This window comes from Phenylobacterium sp. (genome assembly GCF_025351295.1).
Taxonomy (GTDB): domain Bacteria; phylum Pseudomonadota; class Alphaproteobacteria; order Caulobacterales; family Caulobacteraceae; genus Phenylobacterium.
This window is the reverse complement of the sequence record NZ_JANXWD010000059.1, coordinates 1-26,333: the sequence shown is the minus strand read 5'-3', so window position 1 is coordinate 26,333 and position 26,333 is coordinate 1. Positions and strand designations below refer to the sequence as shown.

At 68.1% G+C, this 26,333-nt stretch carries 21 protein-coding genes, 1 tRNA gene and 1 pseudogene; 16 read left to right on the top strand and 7 right to left on the bottom strand.

The features are described 5' to 3' along the window. Nucleotides 1–71: 71 nt before the first annotated feature. Complete coding sequence (locus Q0R13_RS09115) at nt 72–1,145, bottom strand: helix-turn-helix transcriptional regulator (protein ID WP_293902736.1); 1,074 nt, start codon at nt 1,143–1,145, stop codon at nt 72–74. Nucleotides 1,146–1,341: 196 nt separating this feature from the next. Here Q0R13_RS09115 and Q0R13_RS09110 point away from each other — a divergent pair, with 196 nt between their 5' ends. The 3 genes from Q0R13_RS09110 to pgsA all read left to right on the top strand — a co-directional run bounded on the left by Q0R13_RS09110 (nt 1,342) and on the right by pgsA (nt 5,557). Next, nucleotides 1,342–2,106, top strand: coding sequence for a TIGR02281 family clan AA aspartic protease (locus Q0R13_RS09110; protein ID WP_293902733.1), 765 nt, complete (start codon nt 1,342–1,344; stop codon nt 2,104–2,106). A gap of 135 nt (nt 2,107–2,241) precedes the next feature. Then, the gene (locus Q0R13_RS09105) at nt 2,242–4,833 is read left to right on the top strand and encodes a TonB-dependent receptor (protein ID WP_293902730.1); all 2,592 of its coding nucleotides are present in this window, start codon (nt 2,242–2,244) and stop codon (nt 4,831–4,833) included. Nucleotides 4,834–4,936: 103 nt separating this feature from the next. Further along, nucleotides 4,937–5,557, top strand: a complete 621-nt coding sequence (gene pgsA / locus Q0R13_RS09100; protein WP_293902727.1) for a CDP-diacylglycerol--glycerol-3-phosphate 3-phosphatidyltransferase — start codon at nt 4,937–4,939, stop codon at nt 5,555–5,557. Nucleotides 5,558–5,882: 325 nt separating this feature from the next. Here pgsA and Q0R13_RS09095 read toward each other — a convergent pair whose 3' ends face one another. After that, nucleotides 5,883–6,956, bottom strand: a complete 1,074-nt coding sequence (locus Q0R13_RS09095; protein WP_293902724.1) for a tetratricopeptide repeat protein — start codon at nt 6,954–6,956, stop codon at nt 5,883–5,885. 45 nt (nt 6,957–7,001) lie between these two features. On the opposite strand from Q0R13_RS09095, the gene Q0R13_RS09090 reads away from it, so the two are divergent. The 3 genes from Q0R13_RS09090 (at nt 7,002) to rplA (ending at nt 9,698) form a co-directional block, all read left to right on the top strand. Beyond that, nucleotides 7,002–8,393, top strand: coding sequence for a class I SAM-dependent methyltransferase (locus tag Q0R13_RS09090; RefSeq protein ID WP_293902721.1), 1,392 nt, complete (start codon nt 7,002–7,004; stop codon nt 8,391–8,393). 179 nt (nt 8,394–8,572) lie between these two features. Beyond that, nucleotides 8,573–9,004 carry a 50S ribosomal protein L11 gene (gene rplK / locus Q0R13_RS09085; RefSeq protein ID WP_293902718.1) on the top strand — a complete coding sequence of 144 codons (432 nt, stop codon included), beginning with the start codon at nt 8,573–8,575 and terminating at the stop codon, nt 9,002–9,004. 4 nt (nt 9,005–9,008) lie between these two features. Further along, on the top strand, nt 9,009–9,698 hold the full coding sequence (gene rplA, locus Q0R13_RS09080) for a 50S ribosomal protein L1 (protein ID WP_293902715.1): 690 nt from the start codon (nt 9,009–9,011) through the stop codon (nt 9,696–9,698). A 58-nt stretch (nt 9,699–9,756) separates the two neighbouring features. Here rplA and Q0R13_RS09075 read toward each other — a convergent pair whose 3' ends face one another. Further along, nucleotides 9,757–10,989: an acyl-CoA dehydrogenase family protein gene (locus tag Q0R13_RS09075; protein WP_293902712.1), complete on the bottom strand. Its 1,233-nt coding sequence runs from the start codon at nt 10,987–10,989 to the stop codon at nt 9,757–9,759. 75 nt (nt 10,990–11,064) lie between these two features. Between Q0R13_RS09075 and Q0R13_RS09070 the strand changes: the two genes are divergently transcribed. The 3 genes from Q0R13_RS09070 (at nt 11,065) to Q0R13_RS09060 (ending at nt 13,685) form a co-directional block, all read left to right on the top strand. Then, nucleotides 11,065–11,574: a GNAT family N-acetyltransferase gene (locus tag Q0R13_RS09070; protein ID WP_293902709.1), complete on the top strand. Its 510-nt coding sequence runs from the start codon at nt 11,065–11,067 to the stop codon at nt 11,572–11,574. 28 nt (nt 11,575–11,602) lie between these two features. Beyond that, a complete protein-coding gene (locus tag Q0R13_RS09065; protein WP_293902706.1) occupies nt 11,603–12,427 on the top strand; it encodes an enoyl-CoA hydratase-related protein in 825 nt (274 codons plus the stop codon). A 61-nt stretch (nt 12,428–12,488) separates the two neighbouring features. Continuing rightward, nucleotides 12,489–13,685, top strand: coding sequence for an acetyl-CoA C-acetyltransferase (locus Q0R13_RS09060; RefSeq protein WP_293902704.1), 1,197 nt, complete (start codon nt 12,489–12,491; stop codon nt 13,683–13,685). Between the two features lie 20 nt (nt 13,686–13,705). On the opposite strand, the pseudogene Q0R13_RS09055 reads toward Q0R13_RS09060, so the two are convergent. From Q0R13_RS09055 to Q0R13_RS09045, 3 genes and pseudogenes are all read right to left on the bottom strand, one after another. Next, nucleotides 13,706–13,963 (bottom strand): annotated as a pseudogene (locus tag Q0R13_RS09055) (type II toxin-antitoxin system RelE/ParE family toxin); the annotation flags it as partial. A gap of 18 nt (nt 13,964–13,981) precedes the next feature. Next, nucleotides 13,982–14,227, bottom strand: coding sequence for a hypothetical protein (locus Q0R13_RS09050; protein WP_293902702.1), 246 nt, complete (start codon nt 14,225–14,227; stop codon nt 13,982–13,984). A gap of 350 nt (nt 14,228–14,577) precedes the next feature. Then, on the bottom strand, nt 14,578–15,117 hold the full coding sequence (locus tag Q0R13_RS09045) for a hypothetical protein (protein WP_293902699.1): 540 nt from the start codon (nt 15,115–15,117) through the stop codon (nt 14,578–14,580). A 302-nt stretch (nt 15,118–15,419) separates the two neighbouring features. Here Q0R13_RS09045 and Q0R13_RS09040 point away from each other — a divergent pair. The 6 genes from Q0R13_RS09040 to Q0R13_RS09015 all read left to right on the top strand — a co-directional run bounded on the left by Q0R13_RS09040 (nt 15,420) and on the right by Q0R13_RS09015 (nt 19,883). Then, nucleotides 15,420–15,497, top strand: a tRNA-Ser gene (locus tag Q0R13_RS09040). Between the two features lie 126 nt (nt 15,498–15,623). Further along, nucleotides 15,624–16,505: an IS1 family transposase gene (locus Q0R13_RS09035; RefSeq protein ID WP_293902696.1), complete on the top strand. Its 882-nt coding sequence runs from the start codon at nt 15,624–15,626 to the stop codon at nt 16,503–16,505. Between the two features lie 350 nt (nt 16,506–16,855). Further along, nucleotides 16,856–17,371 carry a 50S ribosomal protein L10 gene (rplJ, locus tag Q0R13_RS09030; RefSeq protein ID WP_293902694.1) on the top strand — a complete coding sequence of 172 codons (516 nt, stop codon included), beginning with the start codon at nt 16,856–16,858 and terminating at the stop codon, nt 17,369–17,371. Between the two features lie 45 nt (nt 17,372–17,416). Next, nucleotides 17,417–17,800, top strand: coding sequence for a 50S ribosomal protein L7/L12 (gene rplL / locus Q0R13_RS09025; protein WP_293902692.1), 384 nt, complete (start codon nt 17,417–17,419; stop codon nt 17,798–17,800). A 148-nt stretch (nt 17,801–17,948) separates the two neighbouring features. Further along, entirely contained in the window at nt 17,949–18,989 is a 1,041-nt protein-coding gene (locus Q0R13_RS09020; protein ID WP_293902690.1) for a helix-turn-helix domain-containing protein, read from the top strand. A gap of 90 nt (nt 18,990–19,079) precedes the next feature. Next, nucleotides 19,080–19,883 (top strand): sterol desaturase family protein, encoded by an 804-nt coding sequence (locus tag Q0R13_RS09015; RefSeq protein ID WP_293902687.1) that lies wholly within the window; start codon nt 19,080–19,082, stop codon nt 19,881–19,883. 3 nt (nt 19,884–19,886) lie between these two features. Here the strand turns inward: Q0R13_RS09015 and Q0R13_RS09010 are convergent, their stop codons facing one another. Next, nucleotides 19,887–22,169 carry a hypothetical protein gene (locus tag Q0R13_RS09010; RefSeq protein WP_293902684.1) on the bottom strand — a complete coding sequence of 761 codons (2,283 nt, stop codon included), beginning with the start codon at nt 22,167–22,169 and terminating at the stop codon, nt 19,887–19,889. 421 nt (nt 22,170–22,590) lie between these two features. On the opposite strand from Q0R13_RS09010, the gene rpoB reads away from it, so the two are divergent. After that, a partial coding sequence (gene rpoB / locus Q0R13_RS09005; protein ID WP_293902681.1) for a DNA-directed RNA polymerase subunit beta occupies nt 22,591–26,333 on the top strand: 3,743 nt, incomplete at its 3' end.

Here is a 26,333-nt window from a genome sequence, read left to right as displayed (position 1 = left end):
TGTGGGAGGGCCCATGCAGGAGGGCCCATGTAGGAGGGCCCATGTGGGATGGCATCCTCGACAGCCCGCCGTCAGGCCAGGCGCATCACCAGGGTGACCAGCTCGCCCTGCCGGGAGGTCTCGGTCTTCTGGAAGATGATCTTCAGCCGCTGGCGGGCGTGCGGCAGGCTGATCCGGCAAAGCTCGGCCGCCTGGCTCAGCGTGTGGCCCTGGCCCAGCAGCAGGACGAGTTCGGATTCCTTGGGCGTCAGGCCGAACAACTGGCGCAGCAGGTCCGAGGTGGCGACCGGCGCCGTCGAGGTATCGATCACACTGACCAGCGCGCGCGCCTGGGCGATCGGGTTGGGCGCCACGTCGAACAACCTGGCGATCCGCACGATCAGCGGCCGGCGGCCCGAGGGGCGATGCAGCACCGCGGCCCTGGGCGCCGGCAGCTCACTGGGCGGCGAGCGGCTCACCGCGATGGCCACCGCCCGGTCGAGCGCGCCCTGCTCCGAGGCATAGGCAGCCTTCAGATGACCCTCCGCCAGGCTCAGCCCGTCGCCGAACTCCACCGCCGCATTGTGGGCCAGGACCCGGCCCTCGCGGTTCAACAGCAGGCCGCCCTGTCCGATGGCCGTCAGCGCGTGCAGGTGGTCCTCGGAGCGGAACCGCAGGGAGACCTGGGCCGCATAGGCCGCGGCCCGCAGATGCGGCAGCACCACGGTGATCCGCTCCAGTTCGTCGCGCTGGAAGGGCCCCAGGCTCCATCGCCGCTTCAGGCTGAGCACCAGGGGGCTGTTGCCGCCGCTCAGCGCCGCCGCGGCGTGCCAGCCGAAGCCGCGCGGCCGCAGGAAGTCCATGTAGAACGGATCGCGCTCGATCTCGTCGGGCGCATAGTTGTCGAAGTCGCCGACGAACCCGCCGTCTGGGCTGGGCTGTACCCGGTCCTCGCGGCTGTCGAACCCGGCGGCGAGGGTGAAATACTCCTCGACGATGGACGTGATGCCGAGCGAGGTCGAGACCCGCGAAGGTATCGCCGTGCCGTTGGTCAGCGTTGCGCCGTCCGCGCCGAGATCCTGCGCGATGGTCTCAAGTGCGCTGGGCCACAGCCCCGGCGTCGTCGCGCCGACGAAGAATGTATCGATCGCGTGCTTACCGAGCATCTCGCGGCCCACCTCGCCTCATGATGTCTGAGCGCAGCGCAAGATGCATCCGGAAAGGTGTACGCGGCGCCTATCCCGCAGACCGATGCCTGTAACGCGACCACCCGTTGGTTCCGGCTGGCCCGGCTGCCGGTTGGGCGAGGCCGTGATAGCGTCCCGGTGCGCGACCCGTTCGCGGCGGGGGGAGAGCGAGCGCATGAGCAATGGCAGGGGGCCGTGGGATATCGAGCCGCCGAAGCCGGCCCCGGCGCCGATGCGCCGCCGGCCGTGGCTCTGGCTGCTGTTCGTCGTGGCGCTGGGCGGGATCGTGGCGGCGCTGGCGCGGGCGTTTCCGGAGGCGCTGCGGACGCGGGACGATTGGGCCTCGGTCGGCTACAGCGCCGGGGTGCTGATCCTGCTGGCCTCCGGCCTGGCGCGGTTTCGGCGCGAGGCGGTGGGCCGATACCTGAGGCATGCGGCGATCTGGGTGGCGATCGTGGCGGTGCTGGCGCTGGGCCTTGCCTATCGCGAGGAACTGGCCGGCGTGCCGCAACGCCTCCGGCTGGCCTTCAGCCCCGGCGCCCCGGTGACCACCGGCGACCATGAGCTGGTGATCCCGCAGAACGACCAGGGCGGCTTCGTGGTGGTGGGCAAGGTCAACGGCCAGCGGGTGCGCTTCGTCGTCGACACCGGGGCCACCGACACCGTGCTGAGCCCGGACGACGCGCGCCGCCTGGGGATCCCGGTGGACAGCCTCGCTTACGAATCCGAGGCCGAGACCGCCAACGGCACGGGCTATGGCGCGCCCTACGCCGTGCAGAGCCTAGAGATCGGCCCGATCGCGATGGGCGACTTCAAGCTGACGATCAACAAGGCCCCGATCAGCAGTTCACTCCTCGGCCTGAGCTTTCTGAACCGCCTGGAGTCGTTCGAATTCCGCGGCCGCAAGCTGATCCTGAAGTGGCGCGACGCGGGGGGCTGACCGAGCGTTCGCCAACATGACCGAAAGATTGGGATTTCCCAACCATTCCGTTACAGTTCTGCAACCGGAAGTTCTCAGACCCGTCTCGTCCCCGGCCTAAGGCTCCCCGCAGTGTTGGTGTGCGGGAGCGATTCCATGACGGTGCGGCGCGATCTGTTGCTGGCGGCGGCCTCCGCCCTCTCGCTGGGGGGCGCCGCCGCCGCCGCCGAGGCCCCGGCCGAAACCCCCGCCTCCACCGTCGAGGGCGTCGTGGTGACCGCGCCGCGGCTGGAAGCCACCGCCCGCGTCGTCCAGAAGGACGCGCCGAACCTGGTCAATGTCCAGTCGGCCGAGACCATCGCCAAATATCCCGATGTCAACGCCGCCGAGGCGCTGAGCCGCATGCCGGGGGTCTCCCTGTCGATCGACACGGGCGAGGGCCGCTACGTCAATATCCGCGGCCTGGACGGCAACCTGAACGGCGCCACCTTCGGCGGCGTGGTGCTGCTGAACACCCTGCCGACCTTGACCTATTTCAACTTCACCGGTCGGGCCGTGGAGTTCGACACGGTGCCGATCGGCGCCGTCGACCGCCTGGAGATCTACAAGACCGGCCTGCCGGACCATGAGGCCGAGGGCCTGGGCGGCCAGGTCGAGCTGACCCCGCGCACCGCCATCAACGCCAAGCGACTGTTCGCCGAGGTCACCCTGGGCGGCGGCTATGAGCCGCTTCGCAAGACCAAGGCCTTTCGCGACGAGATCGTGGTCGGCGGCCGCCTTGGCTGGGGCGCGAGCCTGCCCGGCGTCACCGAGAGCGAGCCCCTGTCCTTCGTCCTGACCCAGTACCAGAACAACGATCGCCGCGGCATCGACGACGTCGAGGCGGCCTATATCGACGGCCAGCCGGACATCCCCGACAAGGTGTTCGACGCCCTCGAGCTGCGCCGCTACCAGTACCATCGCCGCCGCTTCGGCTATTCCGGCGAGCTGGATTTCAAGGCCAGTGACGACCACGCTTGGTTCGCCCGCGCCACCGTCGCCGGCTATCGCGAGTCGGTGAACCGCCAGATCCTGGCCTACAACAGCCTGGGCGACGACGCCGCGGTTACGCCCGGCGCGCCGAACAGCCTCACCGCCTCCGGCGCCAACACCGCCGCCACCCTGCGCGACGAGCAGGAAACCCACCGCAACTCGATCTTCGCGGTGGGCGGCAAGGACCGCTTCGGCCGCCTGCTCATCGACTACCAGGCCGCCTATTCCCGCGCGACCTACGCCCGCGAGCGCGACATCAACTCTACCTTTCGCGGACCCGACCCATTGACCGTGGTCTACGACAACACCACCAATCCCGACGTGCCCAAGGTGGTGTCGGCCAGCGGTGGCAATGTACTCGACCCCAAGGCCTACGCCCTGACCGGCATCAACAACGCCAACGAGAAGGACCGCGACGAGGAGTGGTCCTATGCCGCCAACGCCAGCCTGGCGGGCCAGTGGCTCTCGGACGCCGACACCCTGAAGGTCGGCGGCAAGGTCCGCCTGCGCAGCAAGCAGGTGCAGCCGCATAATTTCAGCTTCGCCTACACCGGCCCCGCCAAGCTGCTCAGCGATTTCCCAGGCGGCGGCCCGTTCGTCTTCTATGACGACAACTATGCCGTGGGCGTCCGCGCCAGTGGCGTGGACCTGCGCCGCTTCCTCGACAACAACCCCGCCCTGTTCACCCGCAAGCTGGCACGCGACCAGGGGCGCGACGCCGGGGCGTTCCTGGACGACGACGAGGACGTCTACGCCGGCTATGGCCAGTACCAGGGCGCCTGGGGACCATGGAGCCTGTTGGCCGGGGTGCGGGTGGAGGCGACCGACGCCACCTATCGCGGCCTGTCGCAGGTCAAGGATGCGGCGGGCGCGGTCTCCTACCGGCCCAACAGCCGCTCGCACAGCTACACCAACGCCTTCCCGACCGCCCAGCTGCGCTACCAGCCCAGCGACGACCTCGTGGTCCGGGCCACCTTCGCCACCGCCATCGCCCGGCCGGGCTTTCTGCAGACCACTCAGTCCAGCCGCGTCGATGTGGGCGCCAACACCGTCAGCACCGGTAACCCGAACCTGAAGCCGACCTACGGAAAGGATTTCGATCTTTCGGTCGAATACTACCTGCCCCATTCCGGCATCGTTTCGCTCGGCCTGTTCGACAAGGAGTTCGACGACTTCATCGTCGCGCGCGTCGTGCGCGGCCCCTATCCCGACCTGGTGGGCATCGTCAGCCAGACCAGCTTCGACAACGTCTCCAACGCGCGGGCCCGCGGCGTCGAGGCGGCCTACGTGCAGCGCTTCGATTTCCTGCCCGCGCCGTTTGAAGGTCTGGGGATCGACACCAACGCCACCTACGTCGACACCCGGGTCGAGCTGCGCCCCGGCGAGACGGTGGCCCTGCCCGGCGCCTCCAAGTGGACCGCCAACGCCTCGGTCTTCTATGAAGCCCGGGGCCTGCAGTTGCGGCTGGCCTATCAGTATGTCGGCAAGACCCTGTTCGGGATCGGCGGCAGCCGCGCCACGGACGTCTTCCAGGACAAGCGCGCCACCCTGGACTTCACCAGCAGCTATCAGGTGACCCCGGCCTACAACGTCTACTTCAACGTCAAGAACCTCACCGACGAGCCCCTGCGCTTCTACGAGGCCTCGGCCAGCCGCCCGATCCAGCGGGAATTCTACGACCTGACCTATGAGGCTGGGGTTCGGGCGAAGTTCTAAGGGCGGGCTTCGGCCGCGCGGATCCGGCGAATAGCTGTATGAGCGCGGCGCGAAGCGGCTAAGCTTCGGGAACGAAGCTCAAGCTTGGACGCTCGGTCTGTAGATGAAATCCTTGCCGAACATCCTCACCGGATCGCGCCTCGTCATGGCGCTGTTCATGTTCATCGCCCTGGCGGCGTCCACCGGGGCCGTGCCCTACTTCTCCAACCGCCTGGAGCCGGAGCAGCAGTTCGCCCTGCAGCGATGGGCGGTCTATGCCTTCGTGCTGGCGGCGGTGACCGATTTCTTCGACGGCTGGCTGGCGCGCAAGCTGCACGCCGAGAGCGTCTGGGGCGCGATCCTCGACCCGATCGGCGACAAGGTGCTGGTCTGCGGCGCGATCCTGGGCCTGCTGTCGCTGGGTCCCCAGCCGATGGTGGTTGTGCCGGCCGGCCTGATCCTGTTCCGCGAGTTCACGGTCAGCGCGCTGCGCGAGGTCAGCGCCGGCAAGGGCGTCAAGCTGCCGGTCACCCTGCTGGCCAAGTGGAAGACCACCCTGCAGATGGTGGCGCTCAGCATGGAGTTGGTGGTGGCCGCCTGGGGCGCGTTCTCGCTGCCGGACGGCACGGCGTTGCGCGGCGGCTTCGAATGGGCAGCTCACGGCCTGTTCTGGATCGCCGCCCTGGTGACCCTGATCACCGGCGCCCAATACTGGGAACAGACCCGCAAGGCGCTGCAAGCCTAGAGCCTTTCTGGTTCAAGTGGACTCACTTGAACCAGATAAAAAGGCTCTAACAGGCTGTTGAAAAAGTCGACGGTGAGGGCCGATTTTCGCCCTCTCATGGCCCTTCCGCTCAAACAGGCAAAATCTCGTAGTTGAAATAATTGGGTTTTCTGAATCTCTAGGGCTGCAAACTTGCGCCTCAGGCACCCTAAAAAACCTATTTCAACAACCTGCTAGAGCCTTTCTGGTTCAAGTGGACTCACTTGGACCAGATAAAAAGGCTCTCACTCTTTGAACTAGAGCGCGTCGGGCGGCGAAACCGGGATCCACTTTCGCCTGACACGCGCTAGGGCAGGCGGGCCGCCAGCGCGGCCCGCACCTCGTCAAGGACGGGCGTCCAGTCGCCGGCGCGCGGCTGGCGGAACAGTCTGGCCGAGGGGTACCAGGGGCTGTCGGGCCGGTCCTCCATCCAGCGCCAATCGGTCATCAGGCGGGGCAGCAGGATCCACGTCGGCTTGCCCATGGCCGCGGCCAGGTGGGCCACGGCGGTGTCGACGGCAATCACCAGATCCAGGCCGGCGACCAGGGCGGCGGTGTCGGCGAAGTCCTTCGCGCCGGTGTCCTCCGGCTGCAGGCTGACGGCGGCCGGGAGCGCCAGCAGCCGGGCGGCCAGATCGGGCGGGAGCGAGCGGTTGGCATCATTGGTGTGGGCGGGGTTGCCGCGGGTGACCACGCCGAGGCCGCCAGAGGCCGCCGGCCCGCCGTCGCCGGACCGCAGGTAGGGCGCGTTCGGCAGCGCGTCCGGACCGAGCCCGGTGCGGCCGGTGATCGAGCCTGACATCACCCAATAGTCCGGGTCCGGGAAGTCCACCTGGCCGCTGGCGGCGATCACCCGGACGCCCAGGCTCCGGTCGAACAGCCGGGCCAGGGCCGGGTGGCACATCAGGGTGACGTCGGCGCCGCGCGCCGCCAGCCAGGGGGCGAAACGGGCGTACTGGATCTGGTCGCCGAGGCCCTGCTCCGGAAAGATCAGCAGGCGCTTGCCGGCCACGTCCTCGCCCGTCCAGGCCGGGTAGGGGAGGGCGGGCTTCAGCAGCCGCAGCTCGGGGATCGCGTGGCGCGCGTCGTAGAGCGGCCAGCCTTCGCGGTAGCGGCCCTGGCTCAGCAGCACGATGCCGAGGGCATGGCGGGTCTTCGCGTCGTCGGGCGCCAGCGCGTGGGCGGCCCGCAGGCTGGTCTCGGCCTCCGGCAGCCGGCCCTGCAGCTTGTGGAGCCCGCCGAGATCGTGATGGGCGAAGGCCGATCGCGGGTCGGCCCGGACGGCTGACTCGAGCCGGGCCTGAGCTTCGCCCAGGCGACCGGCCGCCAGCGCCTGGGCCGCTTGGGTGCGGAGTCGGTCTGACCGGGCGGGATCGCGCATCGCGCCTGCATATCCAAGCGCCCGCCCGCACGCTATCTCCGCGGCATGGCGGACGAGGGCGGGCAGACGGAGGACGAGCGGGTGAGCCTGCTGCGGGCGTTCCGTGAGGGCGCCGCGGGGGCCGTGACGATCGGCGCGGCGGCGGCTCACCTGCGCGCGCACTGGCCGGCGACCGTCGAGGGCCTGGCGGCCGACGACCTGCTGGCCGAACTGCTGGTCAGCGTGCCGATCTATCCGGCCTGGCTGGAGCGCCGGATGACCGAGCTGCGCCAGAGGCTGCTGACCGAGGGCGGCGGGCCGGCAGCCGAGCCGCTGCTGGCGAACCTGGCGATCCAGTGCCAGCTGAACGAATACGCCTGGGCGGTCGAGCCGGCGGAGCAGGGCCGGGTGGACGGGCTGGCCGCGCGGGTCGAGACGCTGACGCCGTCCGAGGTGATGGTCCTGGCCTGCTACGCGCCGCTGGCGCGCCTGCCAGGCGCCGACCTGCTGATGGGCAAGGTGTGGTCGGGCCCGGTGCGGACGGTGCTGCAGGAACAGATCGGCACTGTGCGGCGGGAGCAGGCCCTGCAGGTGCGGATCCAGGCCCTGACGCCGATCCGCGACGAGGTCTCCGGGCAGGTGCGGGCGCAGTACGAGGCCAGCCCCTATCCCCGCTGGCGCAGGGTGACGCCGGTGGCCCCCGTCGCCTCGATCTTCGGGTGGCCGGTCCCGAAGGCGGCCAATGTGCTCTTCGCCGGCTGCGGCACGGGGTATCACGCGATCCACGCCGGCCAGCGCTATGCCGGCGCGAAGATGCTGGCCGTCGACCTCAGCCGCGCCAGCCTCGGCTATGCGCTGCGCAAGACCCGGGAGGCGGGGATCGCCAACCTTGGCTTCGCCCAGGCCGACCTGCTGGAACTGGGCTCGACCGGCCTGAGCTTCGACGTCATCGAATGCAGCGGGGTGCTGCATCATCTGGCCGACCCGTTCGAGGGCGCCCGCGTCCTGGCCGGACTGCTGCGGCCGGGCGGCGTTATGAAGCTGGGCCTCTACAGCGCCACGGCGCGACGGGGGCTCAAGGCCGCCAAGGTCCTGGCGAAGAGCTATACGCCGGGCACGGTCCGCGCGTTGCGCCAGGCGATCGTCGCCGCGCCAGAGGCCGACCCCGTGAAGGGCGCCATGCGGTTCTCCGACTTCTACGCCGCCAGCTCCTGTCGCGACCTGCTGATGCACGTCCAGGAGCATGAGATGGAGATCGCGGACCTGGCCCGGATGATCGGCGAGAACGGCCTGCGCTTCCTGGGCTTCACGGTCGCGGCGGACGTGCGCGCCGCCTACCGGCAGATGTTCCCCGACGATCCCGGCGCGACCGACCTCGACCGCTGGGCCGAGTTCGAACGGCGCTGGCCCATGACCTTCGGCGGCATGTACCAGTTCTGGGTCCACAAGCCGGGATAGCCGCCCCCGGTTGCTCCGCGGCCCCCTAGCTGCTAAAGCCGCCCGCTTCGCGTGGCCCCGCTCCGGTGGATCGTTACGCGGGTGTCGCGAAAGCGGCTCAAATCCGTGGGAGGGGGCGGCCACCGTGACCCCGCACCACGGCTCAACCGGCCGGGTCATCCGGCCACAGAGGAGCAAAGATGGCCAAGAAGATCTTGGGCTATATCAAACTGCAGGTGAACGCGGGCTCCGCCACGCCTTCGCCGCCCATCGGGCCGGCGCTGGGCCAGCGCGGCGTCAACATCATGGGCTTCTGCAAGGAATTCAACGCCCGCACCGAGAAGGAAGTGAAGGGCACGCCCCTGCCGACCGTGATCACGGTCTACCAGGACAAGTCGTTCACCTTCATCACCAAGACGCCCCCGGCGTCGTTCTTCATCAAGCAGGCGCTGGGCATCAAGTCGGGCTCCAAGCTGCCCGGCCGCGACAGCGCCGGCACGATCACCCGCACCCAGCTGCGTGAGATCGCCGAGAAGAAGATGAAGGACCTCAACGCCATCGACATCGAATCCGCCAGCCGCGTCATCGAGGGCTCCGCCCGTTCGATGGGCCTGCAGATCGTGGAGGCCTAAGCCTATGGCCAAGCAACCCAAGCGCGCCAAGACCTGGACGGGTGACCGCACCCAGACCCACGCCCTCGACGCCGTCATCAAGCTGGTCAAGGCCAACGCCAACGCCAAGTTCGACGAGAGCATCGAGATCGCCGTCAACCTGGGCGTCGATCCTCGCCACGCCGACCAGCAGGTCCGCGGCGTCGTGGCCTTGCCGTCCGGCACCGGCCGCCACGTCCGCGTCGCGGTGATCGCCAAGGACGCCAAGGCGGCCGAAGCCACCGCCGCCGGGGCGGAGATCGTCGGCGCCGAGGAGCTGGTGGAACGTATCCAGGGCGGCTTCATGGACTTCGACCGGGTGATCGCCACGCCCGACATGATGGCCCTGGTGGGCCGGCTGGGTAAGGTTCTGGGCCCGCGTGGCCTGATGCCGAACCCGCGCGTCGGCACCGTGACGCCCAACGTTGGCCAGGCCGTGAAGGACGCCAAGGGCGGCTCGATCGAGTTCCGCACCGAGAAGACCGGCATCATCCACGCCGGCATCGGCAAGGCCTCGTTCACCGAGGAGGCCCTGGCCATCAACGTGCGCGCCCTGGTGGACGCGCTCAACAAGGCCAAGCCGTCGGGCGCCAAGGGCACCTACATCAAGAAGATCAGCCTCTCCTCCACGATGGGACCGGGCTTCAAGGTGGATCAGGCTTCGATCAGCGCCTAAGCGCCGACGAGATCCTGCGACCTGAGGGCGCGGCGGAAACGCCGCGCCCTTTTTCGTCTCACAGCCCCAACACGGCCTTGGCCATGATGTTGCGCTGGATCTCGTTGGTCCCGGCGTAGATCGAGCCGGCGCGGTCGTTGAGGTATTTGGCCGCCACGGTCAGGCTGTGGTCGGGGCCGACGTGGCCCTGGTCGGTCGGTGGGACGAAGCCGAGGACCGGGCCGCCGGGGCAGACGGCGTGCGGCTGGTAGGCGGCGCCATAGGCGCCGGCCGCCTCGAGGGCGAGTTCGGTTAAGCGCTGGCTGAGCTCTGTGCCGACCATCTTCATCATCGAGGATCGCGCGCCCGGCGCATCGCCCGCGCTGAGGCTGGCCAGGATCTGCAGCTCCGCCGCCTCCAGGGTCTCGACCTCGATGCCCAGCGCATTGAGCCGCGCCATGAAGCCGGCGCCATCGGCGATGTGCCCGCCGGCGCCATCGGGTTCGCTGGCGGCCAACGCCCGGATGCGACCCAGCCGCGCCTTGAGGCCGGGCGTCGATACCCCGCCGCCGCGCTCGAACTCCATCAGGTACTTGGCCACGGTCCAGCCCTCGCCGACCCGGCCCACCACATTGGCCCTGGGCACGCGGACGTCGGTGAAGAAGACGTCGTTCTGGATGTGCTCGCCGCTTAGCATGACGATCGGCCGCACCTCGACGCCGGGCGTCGCCATGTCGATCAGCAGGAAGGTGATGCCCTGCTGGCGGATGGCCTCCTGGCTGGTCCGCACCAGGCAGAAGATCCAGTTGGCGACGTTGGCGTGGGTGGTCCACAGCTTGTGGCCGCTGCAGACCAGGTCGTCGCCGTCGTCCATCGCGCTCATCTGCAGCGAGGCCAGGTCGGAGCCAGAGCCGGGCTCGGAATAGCCCTGGCACCACAGGTGTTCGCCGGTCAGCATGCGCGGCAGGTAGTGGGCCTTCTGCTCGGCCGTGCCGTGGCCGATCAGCACCGGGCCGCACATGCCGATCCCCATGGGCGACAGGGACGGGGCGTCGTTAGCGGCGAGTTCGCTGGCGAAGATGTAGCGCTGGGCGGCGCTCCAGCCGCAGCCGCCGTATTCCACTGGCCAGGCTGGCGCGGCCCAGCCGCGGGCGTGCAGGATCGCCTGCCACGCCATGCTGAGCTCATGCGGGGCGTAGACGCTGGTCAGGCGGCGCACGTCACGGCGCATCTGCGCCGTCAGTTTCGCGTCGAGGAAGGCCCGCACCTCGTCGCGAAACGCCAGTTCATCCTGGCTCCAGCGCATCTGCATCTAAAGGCCTCCACCGTGACGCAGATAGCCTACATGGCTTGACGTTTCGGCAGTCTCGCCGGAGTTCTGCCGGCTATGCCGACCGTCACCCTTGAGCCCTGCGTCGACGAGCGCCGCCCGTCGATGGACGCGATGTTCCAGCTCTATGTCCACGACTTCTCGGAGCACTGGGCCGGGCTGGATCGCGGCGAGCTGGAGGAGGACGGGCGGTTCGAAGACTATCCTGGGCTTGAACGATATTGGGTCGAGCCGGGGCGGTCGGCCTGGTTCATCCGGGTGAACGGCCACCTGGCCGGCTTCGCCCTGCTGAGCGCGTCGAGCCATTCCGGGGAACCGGCGGATCACGACGTGGCCGAGTTCTTCGTCGTGCGGAAACACCGGCGCGGCGGGGTCGGCTTCGCGGCGGCCCGCCAGCTGATCTCCGCGCGCCGGGGCCAGTGGGAGATCGCCGTGGTCAAGGCCAACATCGGCGCCCTGGCCTTCTGGCGCCGCGTCGCGGCCGCGATGGCGGCAGGCGAGGTCGACGAGCAGTGGGTCGATGACGAGCGCTGGAACGGCGCGATCCTGCGGTTCGTCATAGCGTGAGCGGGCAGGGTGGGTTCTATTTGGACCCATGGACCTCAAGGCCACCCGCTACGACCTGACCGGCGGCATCGCCGTTGTCACCCTGGCCCGCCCGAAGCGGCGCAACGCCTGGACCGGGCGGATGCATACGGAATACCGCTGGATCCTGCGCGAGGCGGATCGCGATCCGGCGGTGCGGGTGATCGTGGTCACCGGCGATCCGAAGGGCCAGGCGTTCTGCGCCGGGGCCGACCTGCAGGCGCTGGAGGGTCACTCGGCCAGAGGGCAGTACGACGCCGGCACGCCGGAGGACATCGCCGAGCCGGGATATGGCGTGGACCCGGCCTTCGACGCGTCGTTCGCCTACCACTTCGGGGTGGGCAAGCCGATCATCGCGGCGATCAATGGGGCGGCCGCGGGCGTCGGGCTGGTGCTGTCGGCCTTCGCGGACCTGCGGTTCTGTGTTCCGGGCGCCAAGTTCACGGCGGCGCATGGGCGGTTCAACTTCCCGGCGGAGTTCGGCCTGTCGTGGGTGCTGCCGCGGATCGTCGGCCTGACCCATGCCAACGACATCCTGCTGTCCAGCCGCGTGTTCACGGCGGAGGAGGCGCTGGCCATGGGGTTCCTCAACCGCATCGTCCCGGCCGAGCGGCTGATGGACGAGGTGCTGGCCTATGCGCGAACCCTGGCGGCCAGCGTCGCGCCCGGCTCGGCGCGGGAGACCAAGCGGCAAGTCTATCGCGACCTGCACCGCGACGCCGCGGGCTCGGTGCGCGCCGCCGAGGCCCTGCTGGTCGAGATGTCCCGCGAGCCCGACTACAAGGAGGGTGTGAAGGCCTGGATGGAGAAGCGGCCGGCCGCCTGGACCGGCTGAAGCTCTTGACGCGGGCAGGCCGCGGCTTCAGGGACCCTGCAACCACCCGGAGGACACCCACTTGAAACGCGCCGCCATCGTCTCGCCCATCCGCACCGCCGTCGGCAAATTCCAGGGCAGCCTCGCCAGCATGACCGCCGGGGACCTGGGCGCTGTGGTGCTGAAGGCGCTGGTCGAGCGCACCGGGATCGATCCGGAGAAGATCGACGACGTGGTCTTCGCCCAGGGCTACGGCAACGGCGAGGCGCCCTGCATCGCCCGCTGGTCAGCCATGGCGGCCGGACTGCCGATCGCCGTGCCGGGCTACCAGCTGGACCGCCGCTGCGGCTCGGGCCTGCAGGCGGTGATCGACGCGGCGATGATGGTGCAGACCGGCGTGGCCGACGTGGTGATCGCCGGCGGCGTCGAGAGCATGAGCAATGTCGAATACTACACCACCGACATGCGGGGCGGGGCGCGCATGGGCTCGGTGACCCTGCACGACCGGCTGCAGCGCGGCCGGGTGATGAGCCAGCCGGTCGGCCGGTTCGGGGTGATCTCCGGCATGATCGAGACCGCCGATAACTTGGCCCGCGACTACCAGATCAGCCGCGAGGAATGCGACGAATACGCCGCCATGAGCCACCAGCGCGCCACGGCTGCCTGGGCCGCCGGGAAGTTCGACGACGAGCTGGTGAAGGTCAGCGTGCCGCAGAAGAAAGGCGACCCGATCATCTTCGACCGGGACGAGGGGGTCCGCGCCGATGCGACGGCCGAAAGCCTCGGCAAGCTCCGCGCGATCGAGAAGGACGGGGTGGTCACCGCCGGCAACGCCAGCCAGCAGAACGACGCCGCCGCCGCCTGCCTGGTGGTCTCGGAGGACAAGCTGGCCGAGCTGAACCTGGACCCGATGGGCTGGTTCGTCAGCTGGGCGGCGGCGGGCTGCGAGCCGTCGCGCATGGGCATCGGCCCGGTGCCGGCGGTGGAGCGGCTGTTCGCCCGCACCGGCCTGGGCTGGGACGACATCGACCTAGTCGAGCTGAACGAGGCCTTCGCGCCGCAGGTGCTGGCCGTGCTGCGCGGCTGGGGCTGGGACGAGCGCGACCGGCTGAACGTCAACGGCTCGGGCATCTCGCTGGGCCACCCGATCGGCGCCACCGGCGGCCGCATCCTGGCCAACCTGCTGCGCGAACTCCAGCGCCGCGACGGTAAGTACGGCCTGGAGACCATGTGCATCGGCGGCGGCCAGGGCATCGCGGCGGTGTTCGAGCGGGCGTGAGGCTTACGGTTGCGAGGGCGCTAGCCCGGCTGGCCCTGGCTCGTATGTCGCATGCTGAGGACCATAACCCGATCGGCCAAGACCGAATAGACCAGGATGTAGGGTGTGCCGCGGACCAGCAGTTCGCGGGTGCCGGCCACACGGCCTGGCCGACCTCGGTTGGGAAGTTGTGCAAGGCTGCCGATTGCGTCCTCGACGCGGGATCGCAGCGTCCCCGCGGCACGCGTGCTGTCACGCTGTACGAAAGCGATCGCGGAGCCGAGTTCGGCCTTTAGCCTTGGTCGCCAGCTGAACGATCAATCGTCGAGGTCGCCGTACTTCGTTCGAAGTTCTGCCTTGACGTCCTCCCAGTCGTGGACGCGGCCTGCGGCCACGTCGTCAAGGCCCTCCTGGACCGCCTGGCGGAACTCAGCGTCGTAGTCGAGGTATTCGGTGACGGCTTCCTGCACCATCGCCACGACCGTCTCTTCCCGCGCCTCGGCGATCTGTTCGAGCCGGGCCTTCTGCTCGTCGGTCAGGGTGATGGCGAAACGGTTGGTCATGGGGAGATTGTGCCGAATTCCCGTTTCGTTCGCCACTACATTTCGGTAGTGGGTCAGTTTGAAAATAGTCGCGATTGACCAGCAGATGCGCCGCCTCGCAGTCGCCGCTATGTTGGCGCCATGACGAAGCGACCCTCGCGCCCGAAAGACACGAACGAGTTGGCCCGCCGCATCGCCGATATGGTGACGGGTGACGCGCCGCGCGACCCGGCGCCATCGAAGCCGTCGCAGATGGCTGAGCTAGGCCAGCGTGGCGGCCTCAAGGGCGGGGCGGCAAGGGCGGCGAAGCTGACGCCTGAGCAGCGATCAGAGATCGCCCGGAAAGCCGCCGCTAAACGCTGGGCGCCCGACTAGAACGGGATTTCGTCGTCGAGGTCGTGCGAGAACTCCTCGCGCGGGGCGGCCCGGAGCGGGCCGGACGAAAAACCCCTGTCCGGCGCCGGCCCCTCCGCTAAGGGCGTGAACTCCTCGCGCGCAGGTCGCCGGGGAGGCATCTCGTCGTCCAGATCGCGGCTGAACTCAATGCGGCCGGAAGTTAGTTCGGCTGCGCCTGCGATCCGGTACACGCCGGTCTTGACCTGCTCCAAGTCGCCGTCGTTCTTGGCGGTCCAGATCTGCGAGCGAAGCGTGTTGCGCTTCACCTCAAAGCCTTCGTCGGCCGCCACGTCGATCATTTGATCCAGGGTTAGGCCATCAATGCCCGCCGCCCGGATAGCATCCATGATGGCGCCGAAGGCCCCGCCGCGCGGGTTGTCGCTTCCCGAACGACGAGACGCGCCGGAAATTCGCGCCTTGGCGCTCGTATACTCCTTGAGGGTCTTCTCAAGAGCGTCCGCCTCGGAGCGGAGGCGCGCGATCCTGTCGCGTGTGAAGGTCTCGAAGTCGTCCATGGTCGGCTATCCATGTTCCGATGATGAGCGCGTTTGTAACGGAGGGCGTTACAAACATCAATCCCGGCGTTTTGGGCGTTTGCGCATCATGTACGAACGCAAACGCAAGCGGTTGCGAAGTGTGGATTCGGGGCGTATAGGATGCAGGCCGGTAGCCCCTCGAGGGGACTACCGGTTGCTCTACATTTCGACTGGAAGGGGGACCCGCCGTGGTAGATCGGCCCGTAAGCAGTGACTGAACGCCGGCCCTTGGCGCCGGGGGTAGCCGCCCCCGACGTCAGGCCTGGCGCTCCGTCCGATGTACCCAGGTAGCTCAAGCAGGACAGAGCACCACCTTGCTAAGGTGGAGGTTCCGGGTCCGAATCCCGGTCTGGGTGCCATCGCAAAATAGCACAGAAACGCTGATCGTCAACGCCTTTTCCGAGTACGGACAAAGGCTTGAACTGATTCACCTTCTAACTGACTTTTATGCTTGACCGATATGCATCAAGCGTTATGTTGGCGTCATGAACAAGCTCTCACAAGCGCAACGGGCTCAAATCCTGCACCTGCTCTGCGAGGGCATGTCGATCCGCGCCATCACGCGCATCACCGGCGCCTCCAAGAACACGGTGGCGAAGCTGCTCAACGACGCCGGGGCCGCCCTGGGCGCCTACCAGGACCGCGTGTTCCGCAACCTGACCTGCAAGAGCGTGCAGGTGGACGAGATTTGGAGCTTCACCTACGCCAAGGCGCGGAACGTCGAGAGCGCCAAGGCTGCCACGGAAGGCGCGGGCGATACGTGGACTTGGACGGCCATCGACGCCGACACCAAGCTGGTGTTCTCTGTCCTCGTCGGCGGCCGTGACGCCGGCTACGCCTATGAGTTCCTGAGCGACGTTCGGAGCCGGGTCACCGGGCGGTTCCAGCTTACATCCGATGGCCTGCGCTCTTACGCCAACGCCGCTTTCCGCGTCTTCGACAACGACGTGGACTACGGGCAACTCGTGAAGACGTACGGTCCTGCGCCAGAGGGTCAGCGCCGGTACAGCCCGCCTAAGCTCCTGTCTGCCACGCCAAGCGTCGTTATAGGCGATCCGGACGTGACCCAGATCAACACCTCGTTTGTGGAACGCCAGAACCTGACGATGCGGATGCACATGCGCCGCTTCACCCGCCTGACGAACGGCTTCTCAAAGAAGGTCGAGGCGCACGTGAACGCCATCGCGCTTCACTTCGCCTACTACAACTTCGTGCGCATCCATAAGACGCTGCGGATGACCCCGGCGATGGCGGCTGGCGTGACCGACCGCCTGTGGGAGATGGCCGATCTGGTGAGCATCGTGGAGGCGCAGGACGCCAAGCCGGTGCGGCCCGCGACCTACCGCAAAAAGGTCAAGGCCGCATGATTTCAAACTGACCCACTACCTACATTTCGGTCTTGGCGCCGTTTCGCGGCAGTTGAGTTTCTGACTACCTTCGTGTAAACGCCGCCGCTTCGCCGATCCCAAAGGGGAGACGCGAGGACGGATGGGCCTTCGGGCTTGTCCATCCTGTCCAAGAACTGTGGAGCCGTCGGGGTCACCGGCAGCCGGAACGCGAGGACGAGCCCGTCCTCGGCCATAGGGAGACGGGAAGATGACGGCACGTCGTTCCTCCGCAACTCAGGAGGGCGCGAGGCCGCGGCTTCTCCGACAACAGGACAGGTGCTGACGGCGACCGCCTCTTGCGGCCGTCGAACCTGAGTATGGAGACCGCAATGGACCGCGCTCAAAAGCAGGATGCCATCGAAGCGCTGAAAGGCGTGTTCAGTGGCGCCGGCGCCGTGGTCGTGACCCACTACATGGGTCTGACCGTTGCGGAAATGACCGATCTGCGGGGCCGTCTTCGCAATGAAGGCGCCCAGCTGCAGGTGGTGAAGAACACCCTGGCCACGAAGGCTTTGAACGGCTCGATCGGCGCGGAGGGCGACGCCCTCTTCACCGGCCCGGTCGCCATCGCCTTCGCCCCGGACCCCGTCTCCGCCGCCAAGGTCGCGACCCAGTACGCCAAGGACAATGACAAGTTCACCGTCATTGGCGGCTTCATGGGTCAACAGGTGCTGGACAAGCAATCGGTGACGGCGCTCGCCGCCCTGCCGTCGCTCGACCAGCTCCGCGCCAAGCTCATCGGACTGCTGCAAGCCCCGGCGACCAAGATCGCCGGCGTCCTGCAAGCCCCCGGGGCTCAGCTGGCGCGTGTCATGGCGGCATACGCCGCCAAAGACGCCGCCTGATCGTCACTTCCCGACAAAACCTCTCTCATTTAAGGACCTAACCGAATGGCCAATCTCGAAAAGCTGGTGGACGACCTGTCCGCCCTGACCGTCCTGGAAGCTTCCGAGCTCTCCAAGCTGCTGGAAGAAAAGTGGGGCGTCTCCGCCGCCGCGCCGGCCGCCGCCGCCGCACCGGCCGGCGCCGCTGCCGCACCGGCCGAAGCCGTCGAAGAGCAAACCGAGTTCACCGTCATCCTGACCGGCGGTGGCGACAAGAAGATCAACGTGATCAAGGAAGTCCGCTCGGTCCGCCCGGACCTCGGCCTGAAGGAAGCCAAGGACCTGGTCGAAGGCGCCCCGCAGAACGTGAAGGAAAACGTCTCCAAGCAGGAAGCCGAAGAGGTCAAGAACAAGCTGGAAGCCGCCGGCGCCTCGGTCATCATCAAGTAGGACCGCTTCGGCGGAGTCATCCGCTTCAGACTATCGAAGGGCCGGGAGCGATCCCGGCCCTTTTCATGACCACAGCTTCACTTGGGCCGGCGCGGGGTCGTGTTAGGTTTCGAGCGTGGCGGACTCCCTCACCCTGATCGACATGTTCGTGCGCGGCATCGCCGTGGGCGCCGCCGCGGTGCTGGGTCTTGGCCTGGCGGGCGGCGGCCTCAGCCGGCCGGTGCGGCTGGTGTCGGGGCTCACCAGCGTCTGCATCGCCTGCTGGCTGGTCGCGGAGTCGAACACGCTCTGGAGCGTGTTCGGCCGGTGGGGCCCGCTCAACATGCCGGCGCTCGCCGTCGCCGGCATGTTCTGGCTGTTCGTGATGACGGTCTTCGACGACCGGCCGGTCTCCGCCTGGAGCTGGGCGCCGGCGGCGGTGCTGTTCTGCAGCGGGCCGGTCTGGCTGTTCCTGTCGCCCATGGGGCAGGACTGGCTGTGGGCCGCGCGGAACCTGTTCAGCGGCGCATTGGCGGTTCACGCCGGGATCGTCGTGGTGCGGGGCTGGACCGGCGACCTCATGGAGACGCGCCGGCGGTTGCGGGCGCTGGTGCTCGGCATGTCGGCGCTATTCGCGATCCTGAACGTGGCGATCGCGTTCGCCTTCAAACTGTATCGGGATGACGCTTGGCTTCAGTGGTCGATCGGGGAGGTCTATGGCGTGTCCGTTTTCGCGGTGCTGATGCTGGCCAGCGCCGCGGTGTTCCTGCAGGCGCGGCAGGTCGTGTTCGGTGCGCCGCGGCGCACGGGGCAAGGCTCTGACGCGCGCGCCGAGTCCGCTGAACGGCTGATGTTGGGCAAGCTGAACGAACTGATGGCCGCGGGCGGCTGGCGCCGCGAGGGCCTGACCATCGGCGCCCTCGCCACGGAACTGGGCGAGCCCGAACATCGTCTGCGGCGCCTGATCAACCAGCGCCTCGACCATCGAAACTTCGCCGACTTCCTCAACGGTTTTCGGATCGAGGCGGCCAAGCAGCGGCTGGCGGATCCGCGCGAGGCGCGCACCACCGTGGCGGCCATCGCTTTCGACCTTGGCTACGGGTCGCTGGGGCCGTTCAATCGCGCGTTCCGTGAAGCGACGGACACCACCCCCACGGCGTGGCGCCAGCAAGCCCTGCAGACCTTGCCGGAATTGCCGGAAGCGATCTGATTTCAAAATCGGCGAGGGTTTTCGGACCCCGGTGAGACGCCTGGACGGCGCCTGGGGCCTCCTGATCGCGACAGATCATAGGAGGTTCCGATGCATATATTCCTGGCCGATGTCACCGACATCTGGCTGCGCAACATCACCGTCGATATGCGCCGCTATGTCATCTTCGCGGTGGCGGTCTGGCTGGTGCTATGGGTGGCGCTTCGCGGCGCCCTGGCGGCCCGCAAGATCCGGGAGGCCACGCCGGAGCGGCGACAGTTGATCACCGAGTTCCTGTATTCGGTTCGCTCGATCGCGGTCTTCTCTACCGTCGGCGTGGGGATCACCTTCATGGCTCGTGCGGGCGCCTATCCACTGGCAGGCCTCGCCGAGGGCTGGGGGCCGGTCTGGTTCTGGGCGGCGCTGGCGATCATGGTGGTCGCCCACGATGCCTATTTCTACTGGACGCACCGGTTGATGCACGACCCGCGCCTGTTCCGCCGCGTGCACCTGCGCCATCATCGCAGCCACAACCCTTCGCCGTTCACAGCCTACAGCTTCGACCTGGGAGAGGCGATGCTGATGGTGGCGTTCGTGGCGATCTGGCCGATGATCTTCCCGACGCCCTGGGGCGTTACCGGCCTGTTCATGCTGCACCAGATCGGCCGCAACACCCTGCAGCACTGCGGCTATGAGCTGATGCCGGCGCGGGCGGACGGGCGGCCGTGGCTGGACTGGATCGCGACCACCACCCATCACGACCTGCACCACGCCCAGGCGGGCTACAACTACGCGGCCTGGTTCACCTGGTGGGACCGCTGGATGGGCACCGAGCACCCGGAGTATCGGGCGCGCTACGCCGCGGTGGCCTGGCGGCCCGGCCGAACGGCGCCGACGATCGTGGCGGCCGAGTAGGCCTCACGGCCCCGGCGCGATGCCGATGTCGTCCAGGGCCACGGCGCCGCGCGGGCTGCGGTCGAAGTCGAAGCGGAGGCTGCGCACCTGCGACAGGTCCAGCTGCGGATTGGCCCGGGCGAAGGCGGCGACAGGAAGACGGAAGCGGCGCAGCACCAGCTCGGAGGCCGGGTCGAAGTCGATCCAGGGCGCGCGGCGGGTGCGGCCGACGATCCTGGGGTAGAGCCGCTCGTCGCTGGAGAGCGGAACCCGCGCTTCCCGGCCGCCGGCGTCCGTGAGGACCACGGTCCAGTCGAGGCCGTCCGCGGATTTCGGCTTGGCTTTGTCCTTCTTCTCCTTCGGCGGCTTGAAACCTTCCGGCAGGGTGCTGGTGTCGGCGTCCGCGGCGGCGAACACGACCGACGACCCGGCCGCCAGCGCGCGCGGGGTGGTGAACTCCAGGCCGTAGGCAGCCCCGGCGCGGTGGACCCGCTCGTCCCAGGCCACGATGGCGATCTGCGTATCGAGGTCGTGGAACTTGAGCTTGCCGTACGTCTCGCGATGGACGGAGAGGTTGTGGCCGATGAGCCTGATGGTGGCGTCCGCGCCGGTTGCGGGGTCCAGGTCCTCATCGAAGGTCGCCAGGGGCGTCGTGCGGCTGTCGGCATAGTTGCCGACCAGCACCACCGGCGGCAGCCAGCGGGCGCCAGCGCGCGGATCGGCCAGCAGGGCGCGGTAGCCGTCCTGGCCGTTGAGCGCGGCCCGCAGGAACGCGGAGAGATAGACCTTCATCACCTGCCGCTGGGCCTCGGGCGGCAGAATCGGTCGCTCGTCGAGCAGGAAGTCGTGCGGCGCGCCGAGGTCGTTGCGGCCCCAGCTGGTGTTGAACTGGCCGTGGTTGGCGCCCTTCACATAGAGGCTGGCCTTGAAGCCGTCGAAGCCCGGCGAGAACGTGGCGCGCTCATACTGCGCCTGGCCCATGAACGAGGTGAGGTCGCCGTCCAGGCTGCCGTGGATCACGAAGTAGTCGACGTCCTTCAGCGGCGTCGGGCGATCGCGCGGCTTGTATTGGCCATCGACCGGGGCGATGGCGGCGACGGCCCGGATGTTGAAGCCGAAACGGAAGGGCAGGGTGGCGTCGTCCGGATAGGCCGCCAGCCGGTTGAAGGCCGCCGCGGTCGCCACCGCCTCGCCGCCGCGGGAATGGCCCACGAGCGCCAGCCGGTCAAAATCGACCTTGCCGTGCATCGGATGGGCCGGATCGTCGCTCCAGGCCCGCCACTGGGCCAGGTGCTGCAGCAGTAGCCAGGCGCGGGCGTCGTTCTCCTCCCCGTGGCGCGTCTTCAGCAGGTCGACGTCGTCGGCGGCCGAGCTGTTGATGAAGTTCTCGTCGACGGAGACCGTGATGAACCCCTGGCTGGCCAAGAGCTCGCCCAGGTAGGCGTAGCCGCCGTCCGAGAACCGCTCCATGGAATGGTTGCCGTGGACGATCAGCACGAGCGGGAAGGGTCCCGGGCCCTTCGGCGCCCAGACCCGGCCCTGAATCGGGAAGGCCTTGGGGTCGAAGCCCCAGTATTTCGTCCTAAGCCAGCCGCCCAACCCCTGCCAGCGCTGGTCCAGCTTCGAGGCGTCGACCGCGCGGGTCCGGAACCGTACGCCGCCCGCATACTCCGGCCGGTGCGGGTCCGAGCCGCTGCCGTAGGTGAAGGTCTCGACGGCGTAGGGGCCGTTCAGCCCCGGGTCGGGGAGGGTTGAGGCGCGGGCGTCAACGTGCAGGACTGGCCGCTTGTCGTCATCGCGTGGCGGCCAGACCAGGGCTGTGACCGAGGCCGCCGCCAGCAGCAGCGTCAGGCCGAGCACGACGCCGGCGAAGATGCGGCCGCCCCGCGTCGCGTCGCGCCGACGGAGCGCCGCGACGGATCCGGCCGCCAGGCTCGCCAGGATGAGCAGGATAGCCGCCGCGATGCCCGCGCCGGCCTCGCCCCAGATGAACATCAGCAGGAGGACGCTGGGCGGCAGCGCCAGGAACAGCGCCGCCCGGAAGCGGCCGGGCAGGGCCGCCACCACCCAGGCCAGGAGGATCAGCCCGAGCGTGGCCCCGGCGAACCAGACGAACGGTCCCACCTCGCCGGCCAGGACGATGGGGATGTAGCTGGGGAAGGGGTCGACCAGCAGCATGGCCAGCAGCCAGACGCCCCAGACCCCCACCAGCGCCCAGGATGCGGCGGTCCAGGCCGGTGAGGAGGGGGTCAGGGCCCGCCGAAGCTTGCCCGCCAGCCCGCGCGTCCGACGCCACGCCCTGCCCATCCGACCCATCGATCACCCCCGCAACCCGCCGCGACACTGGACGCGGCCTTCGCCCGGCGCAATCGGTCGAAACACCGGGCCCGCGGCGGCGGCGGGACCGGTCGCGGGGACCGGGACTGAAGACCCTGGCGTTTTTCCCGCTGAAGGGTCTTCCCAAGGCGCCCCAATCGTCCTATGTGAGCTCCCTTCGCGACATTCCCCGGATTCCCGTGATGCGCTCGTATGCGCTCACGCGACGTCGGGCGTCGCGCGTGCAGGCCTCGAGGCATGGTCGTCAGCCCTCTGACCATGCGAAGGGGCGCCCCCGACGAGACGGGGGGCATTCCGGCGCCCGGCTCCCGCAAGGGGGTTTCCGAGGGTGGGCGCAGGATGAAGCACTCGGCGCCGGGAATCCCCCTCCCGTCGCCCTCAAGGGATCAAAATGGCGCAATCCTTCACCGGCAAGAAGCGGATCCGGAAGTCGTTCGGCCGCATCCCCGAAGCTGTGCAGATGCCGAACCTGATCGAGGTTCAGCGCTCGTCGTATGAGCAGTTCCTGCAGCGCGAAACCCGCGTCGCGGACCGCAAGGAAGAGGGCGTCGAGGCGGTCTTCCGTTCCGTCTTCCCGATCAAGGACTTCAACGAGCGCGCCGTGCTCGAGTACGTCTCCTACGAGTTCGAGGAGCCGAAGTACGACGTCGAGGAATGCGTTCAGCGCGACATGACCTATGCCGCGCCGCTGAAGGTGAAGCTGCGCCTCATCGTGTTCGAGACCGACGAGGAAACCGGCGCCCGCTCCGTCAAGGATATCAAGGAGCAGGACGTCTACATGGGCGACATCCCGCTCATGACGGAGAAGGGCACCTTCATCGTCAACGGGACCCAGCGGGTCATCGTCTCCCAGATGCACCGCTCGCCCGGCGTGTTCTTCGATCACGACAAGGGCAAGACCCACGCCTCGGGCAAGCTGCTGTTCGCCGCCCGCGTGATCCCCTACCGCGGCTCGTGGCTGGACTTCGAGTTCGACGCCAAGGACATCGTCTACGTCCGTATCGACCGCCGCCGCAAGCTGCCGGCCTCCACCTTCCTGATGGCGCTGGGCATGGACGGGGAGGAGATCCTCTCGACGTTCTACGACACCATCTCGTACGCCAAGCGCATCGAGAAGAAGGGCGCCGCCGGCGGCTGGGCCACCGCCTATAAGGGCGATCGCTGGCGCGGCGTGAAGCCCGAGTTCCCGCTGATCGACGCCGATACGGGCGAGGAAATCGCTCCGGCCGGCACCAAGATCTCGGCGCGCAACGCCAAGAAGTTCGCCGACGCCGGCCTCAAGACCCTGCTGCTGGCCTCCGAGGCGCTGACCGGCAAGTACCTGGCCCGCGACCTGGTCAACCACGAGACCGGCGAGATCTACGCCGAGGCCGGCGACGAGCTGGACCCGGTGCTGCTGGCCGCCCTGGAAGAACAGGGCTTCGACACCATCGACGTCCTGGACATCGATGACGTCACCGTCGGCTCCTACATGCGCAACACCCTGCGTGTGGACAAGAACACCGTCCGCGAGGACGCGCTGTTCGACATCTATCGCGTGATGCGTCCGGGCGAGCCGCCGACGGTGGAAGCCGCCGAGGCGATGTTCAAGTCGCTGTTCTTCGACGGCGAGCGCTACGATCTCTCCTCGGTTGGCCGCGTGAAGATGAACATGCGCCTGGAACTGGACTGCCCCGACGACGTGCGCATCCTGCGCAAGGACGACGTGCTGGCGGTGCTGAAGACCCTGGTCGGCCTGCGTGACGGCCGCGGCGAGATCGACGACATCGACAACCTCGGCAACCGCCGGGTGCGTTCGGTGGGCGAACTGCTGGAGAACCAGTACCGCGTGGGCCTGCTCCGCATGGAGCGCGCCATAAAGGAACGCATGTCCAGCGTCGATATCGACACGGTCATGCCGCACGACCTGATCAATGCGAAGCCGGCGGCCGCGGCCGTGCGCGAATTCTTCGGCTCGTCGCAGCTGTCGCAGTTCATGGACCAGACCAACCCGCTGTCGGAAATCACCCACAAGCGCCGTCTCTCGGCGCTTGGCCCGGGCGGCCTGACGCGGGAACGCGCGGGCTTCGAAGTCCGCGACGTGCACCCGACCCACTACGGCCGGATCTGCCCGATCGAGACGCCGGAAGGCCCGAACATCGGCCTGATCAACTCGCTCGCCACCCACGCGGTGGTGAACAAGTACGGCTTCATCGAGAGCCCGTACCGGCGGATCAAGGACGGCAAGACGACCGAGGAAGTCGTCTACATGTCGGCCATGGAAGAGGCGAAACACGTCATCGCCCAGGCCAACATCAAGCTCCTGCACGGCGTGATCGTCGACGACCTGGTCCCCGGCCGGATCAACGGCGAACCGGGCCTGCTGCCGCGCGCCGACGTCGACCTGATGGACGTGTCGCCGAAGCAGGTCGTTTCTGTTGCGGCGTCGCTCATTCCGTTCCTGGAAAACGATGACGCCAACCGCGCCCTGATGGGCTCGAACATGCAGAAGCAGGCTGTGCCGCTGATCCAGTCGGATGCGCCCCTGGTCGGCACCGGCATGGAGAGCATCGTGGCCGTCGACTCCGGCGCCGTCGTGGTGGCGCGCCGCCCCGGCATCGTCGAACAGATCGACGGCACCCGGATCGTGGTCCGCGCGACGGAAGAGACCGACCCCACCAAGCCGGGCGTCGATATCTACCGCCTGCAGAAGTTCCAGCGCTCCAACACCTCGACCTGCATCAACCAGCGTCCGCTGGTGCGGGTGGGCGACCGGATCGTGGCCGGCGACGTCATCGCCGACGGCCCGTCGACGGAACTGGGTGAGCTGGCCCTCGGCCGGAACACCCTCGTCGCCTTCATGCCGTGGAATGGCTACAACTTCGAAGATTCGATCCTGATCTCCGAGCGGATCGTGCGCGACGACATCTTCACCTCGATCCACATCGAGGAGTTCGAGGTCATGGCCCGCGACACCAAGCTGGGTCCGGAAGAGATCACCCGCGATATCCCGAACGTCGGCGAGGAAGCGCTGCGCAACCTCGACGAAGCCGGCATCGTGGCGATCGGCGCCGAGGTCCTGCCGGGCGACATCCTGGTCGGCAAGGTGACGCCGAAGGGCGAAAGCCCGATGACCCCGGAAGAGAAGCTGCTGCGCGCCATCTTCGGCGAGAAGGCCTCCGACGTCCGCGACACCTCCCTGCGCCTGCCCCCGGGCGTCGCCGGGACGATCGTCGAGGTCCGGGTGTTCAACCGGCACGGCGTCGACAAGGACGAGCGCGCCCTGGCGATCGAACGGGCGGAAATCGACCGGCTGGGCAAGGACCGCGACGACGAGTTCGCGATCCTGAACCGCAACATGACCTCGCGTCTTCGCCAGCTGCTGGTCGGCAAGGTCGCCGTCTCGGGTCCCAAGGGCCTGGGCCGCGGCCAGATCAACGCCGACAAGCTGGAAGAGATCTCGCCTGGCCTGTGGTGGCAGATCGCCCTGGACGACGAGAAGGCCATGGCCGAGCTGGAGGCGCTGCGCCGTCAGTTCGACGAGGCCCGCAAGCGTCTGGATCGCCGCTTCGAGGACAAGGTCGACAAGCTGCAGCGCGGCGACGAACTGCCGCCGGGCGTGATGAAGATGGTCAAGGTGTTCGTGGCGGTGAAGCGCAAGCTTCAGCCCGGGGACAAGATGGCCGGCCGTCACGGCAACAAGGGGGTCATCTCCAAGATCCTGCCGATCGAGGACATGCCGTACCTGGAAAGCGGCCAGCACGTGGACATCGTGCTGAACCCGCTGGGCGTGCCGTCGCGGATGAACGTCGGCCAGATCTTCGAGACCCACCTGGGGTGGGCCGCCGCAGGCCTGGGCCGTCAGGTCGCCGAACTGTTGGAATCCTGGCAGAACGGCGGGCAGCGCAAGGCCCTGATCGACTATCTGGGTGGCATCTACGGGCCTGAGGAGGAACTGCCGGAGAGCGACGAGGATCTCGTCGAACTCGCGCGGAACCTGTCGAAGGGCATTCCGTACGCCACCCCGGTGTTCGACGGCGCCCACATCAACGACATCGAGGATCTGCTGGAGAAGGCGGGCCTCGACCGGTCGGGCCAGTCGTACCTGTATGACGGCCAGACCGGCGAGCGGTTCAAGCGCCCGGTCACGGTCGG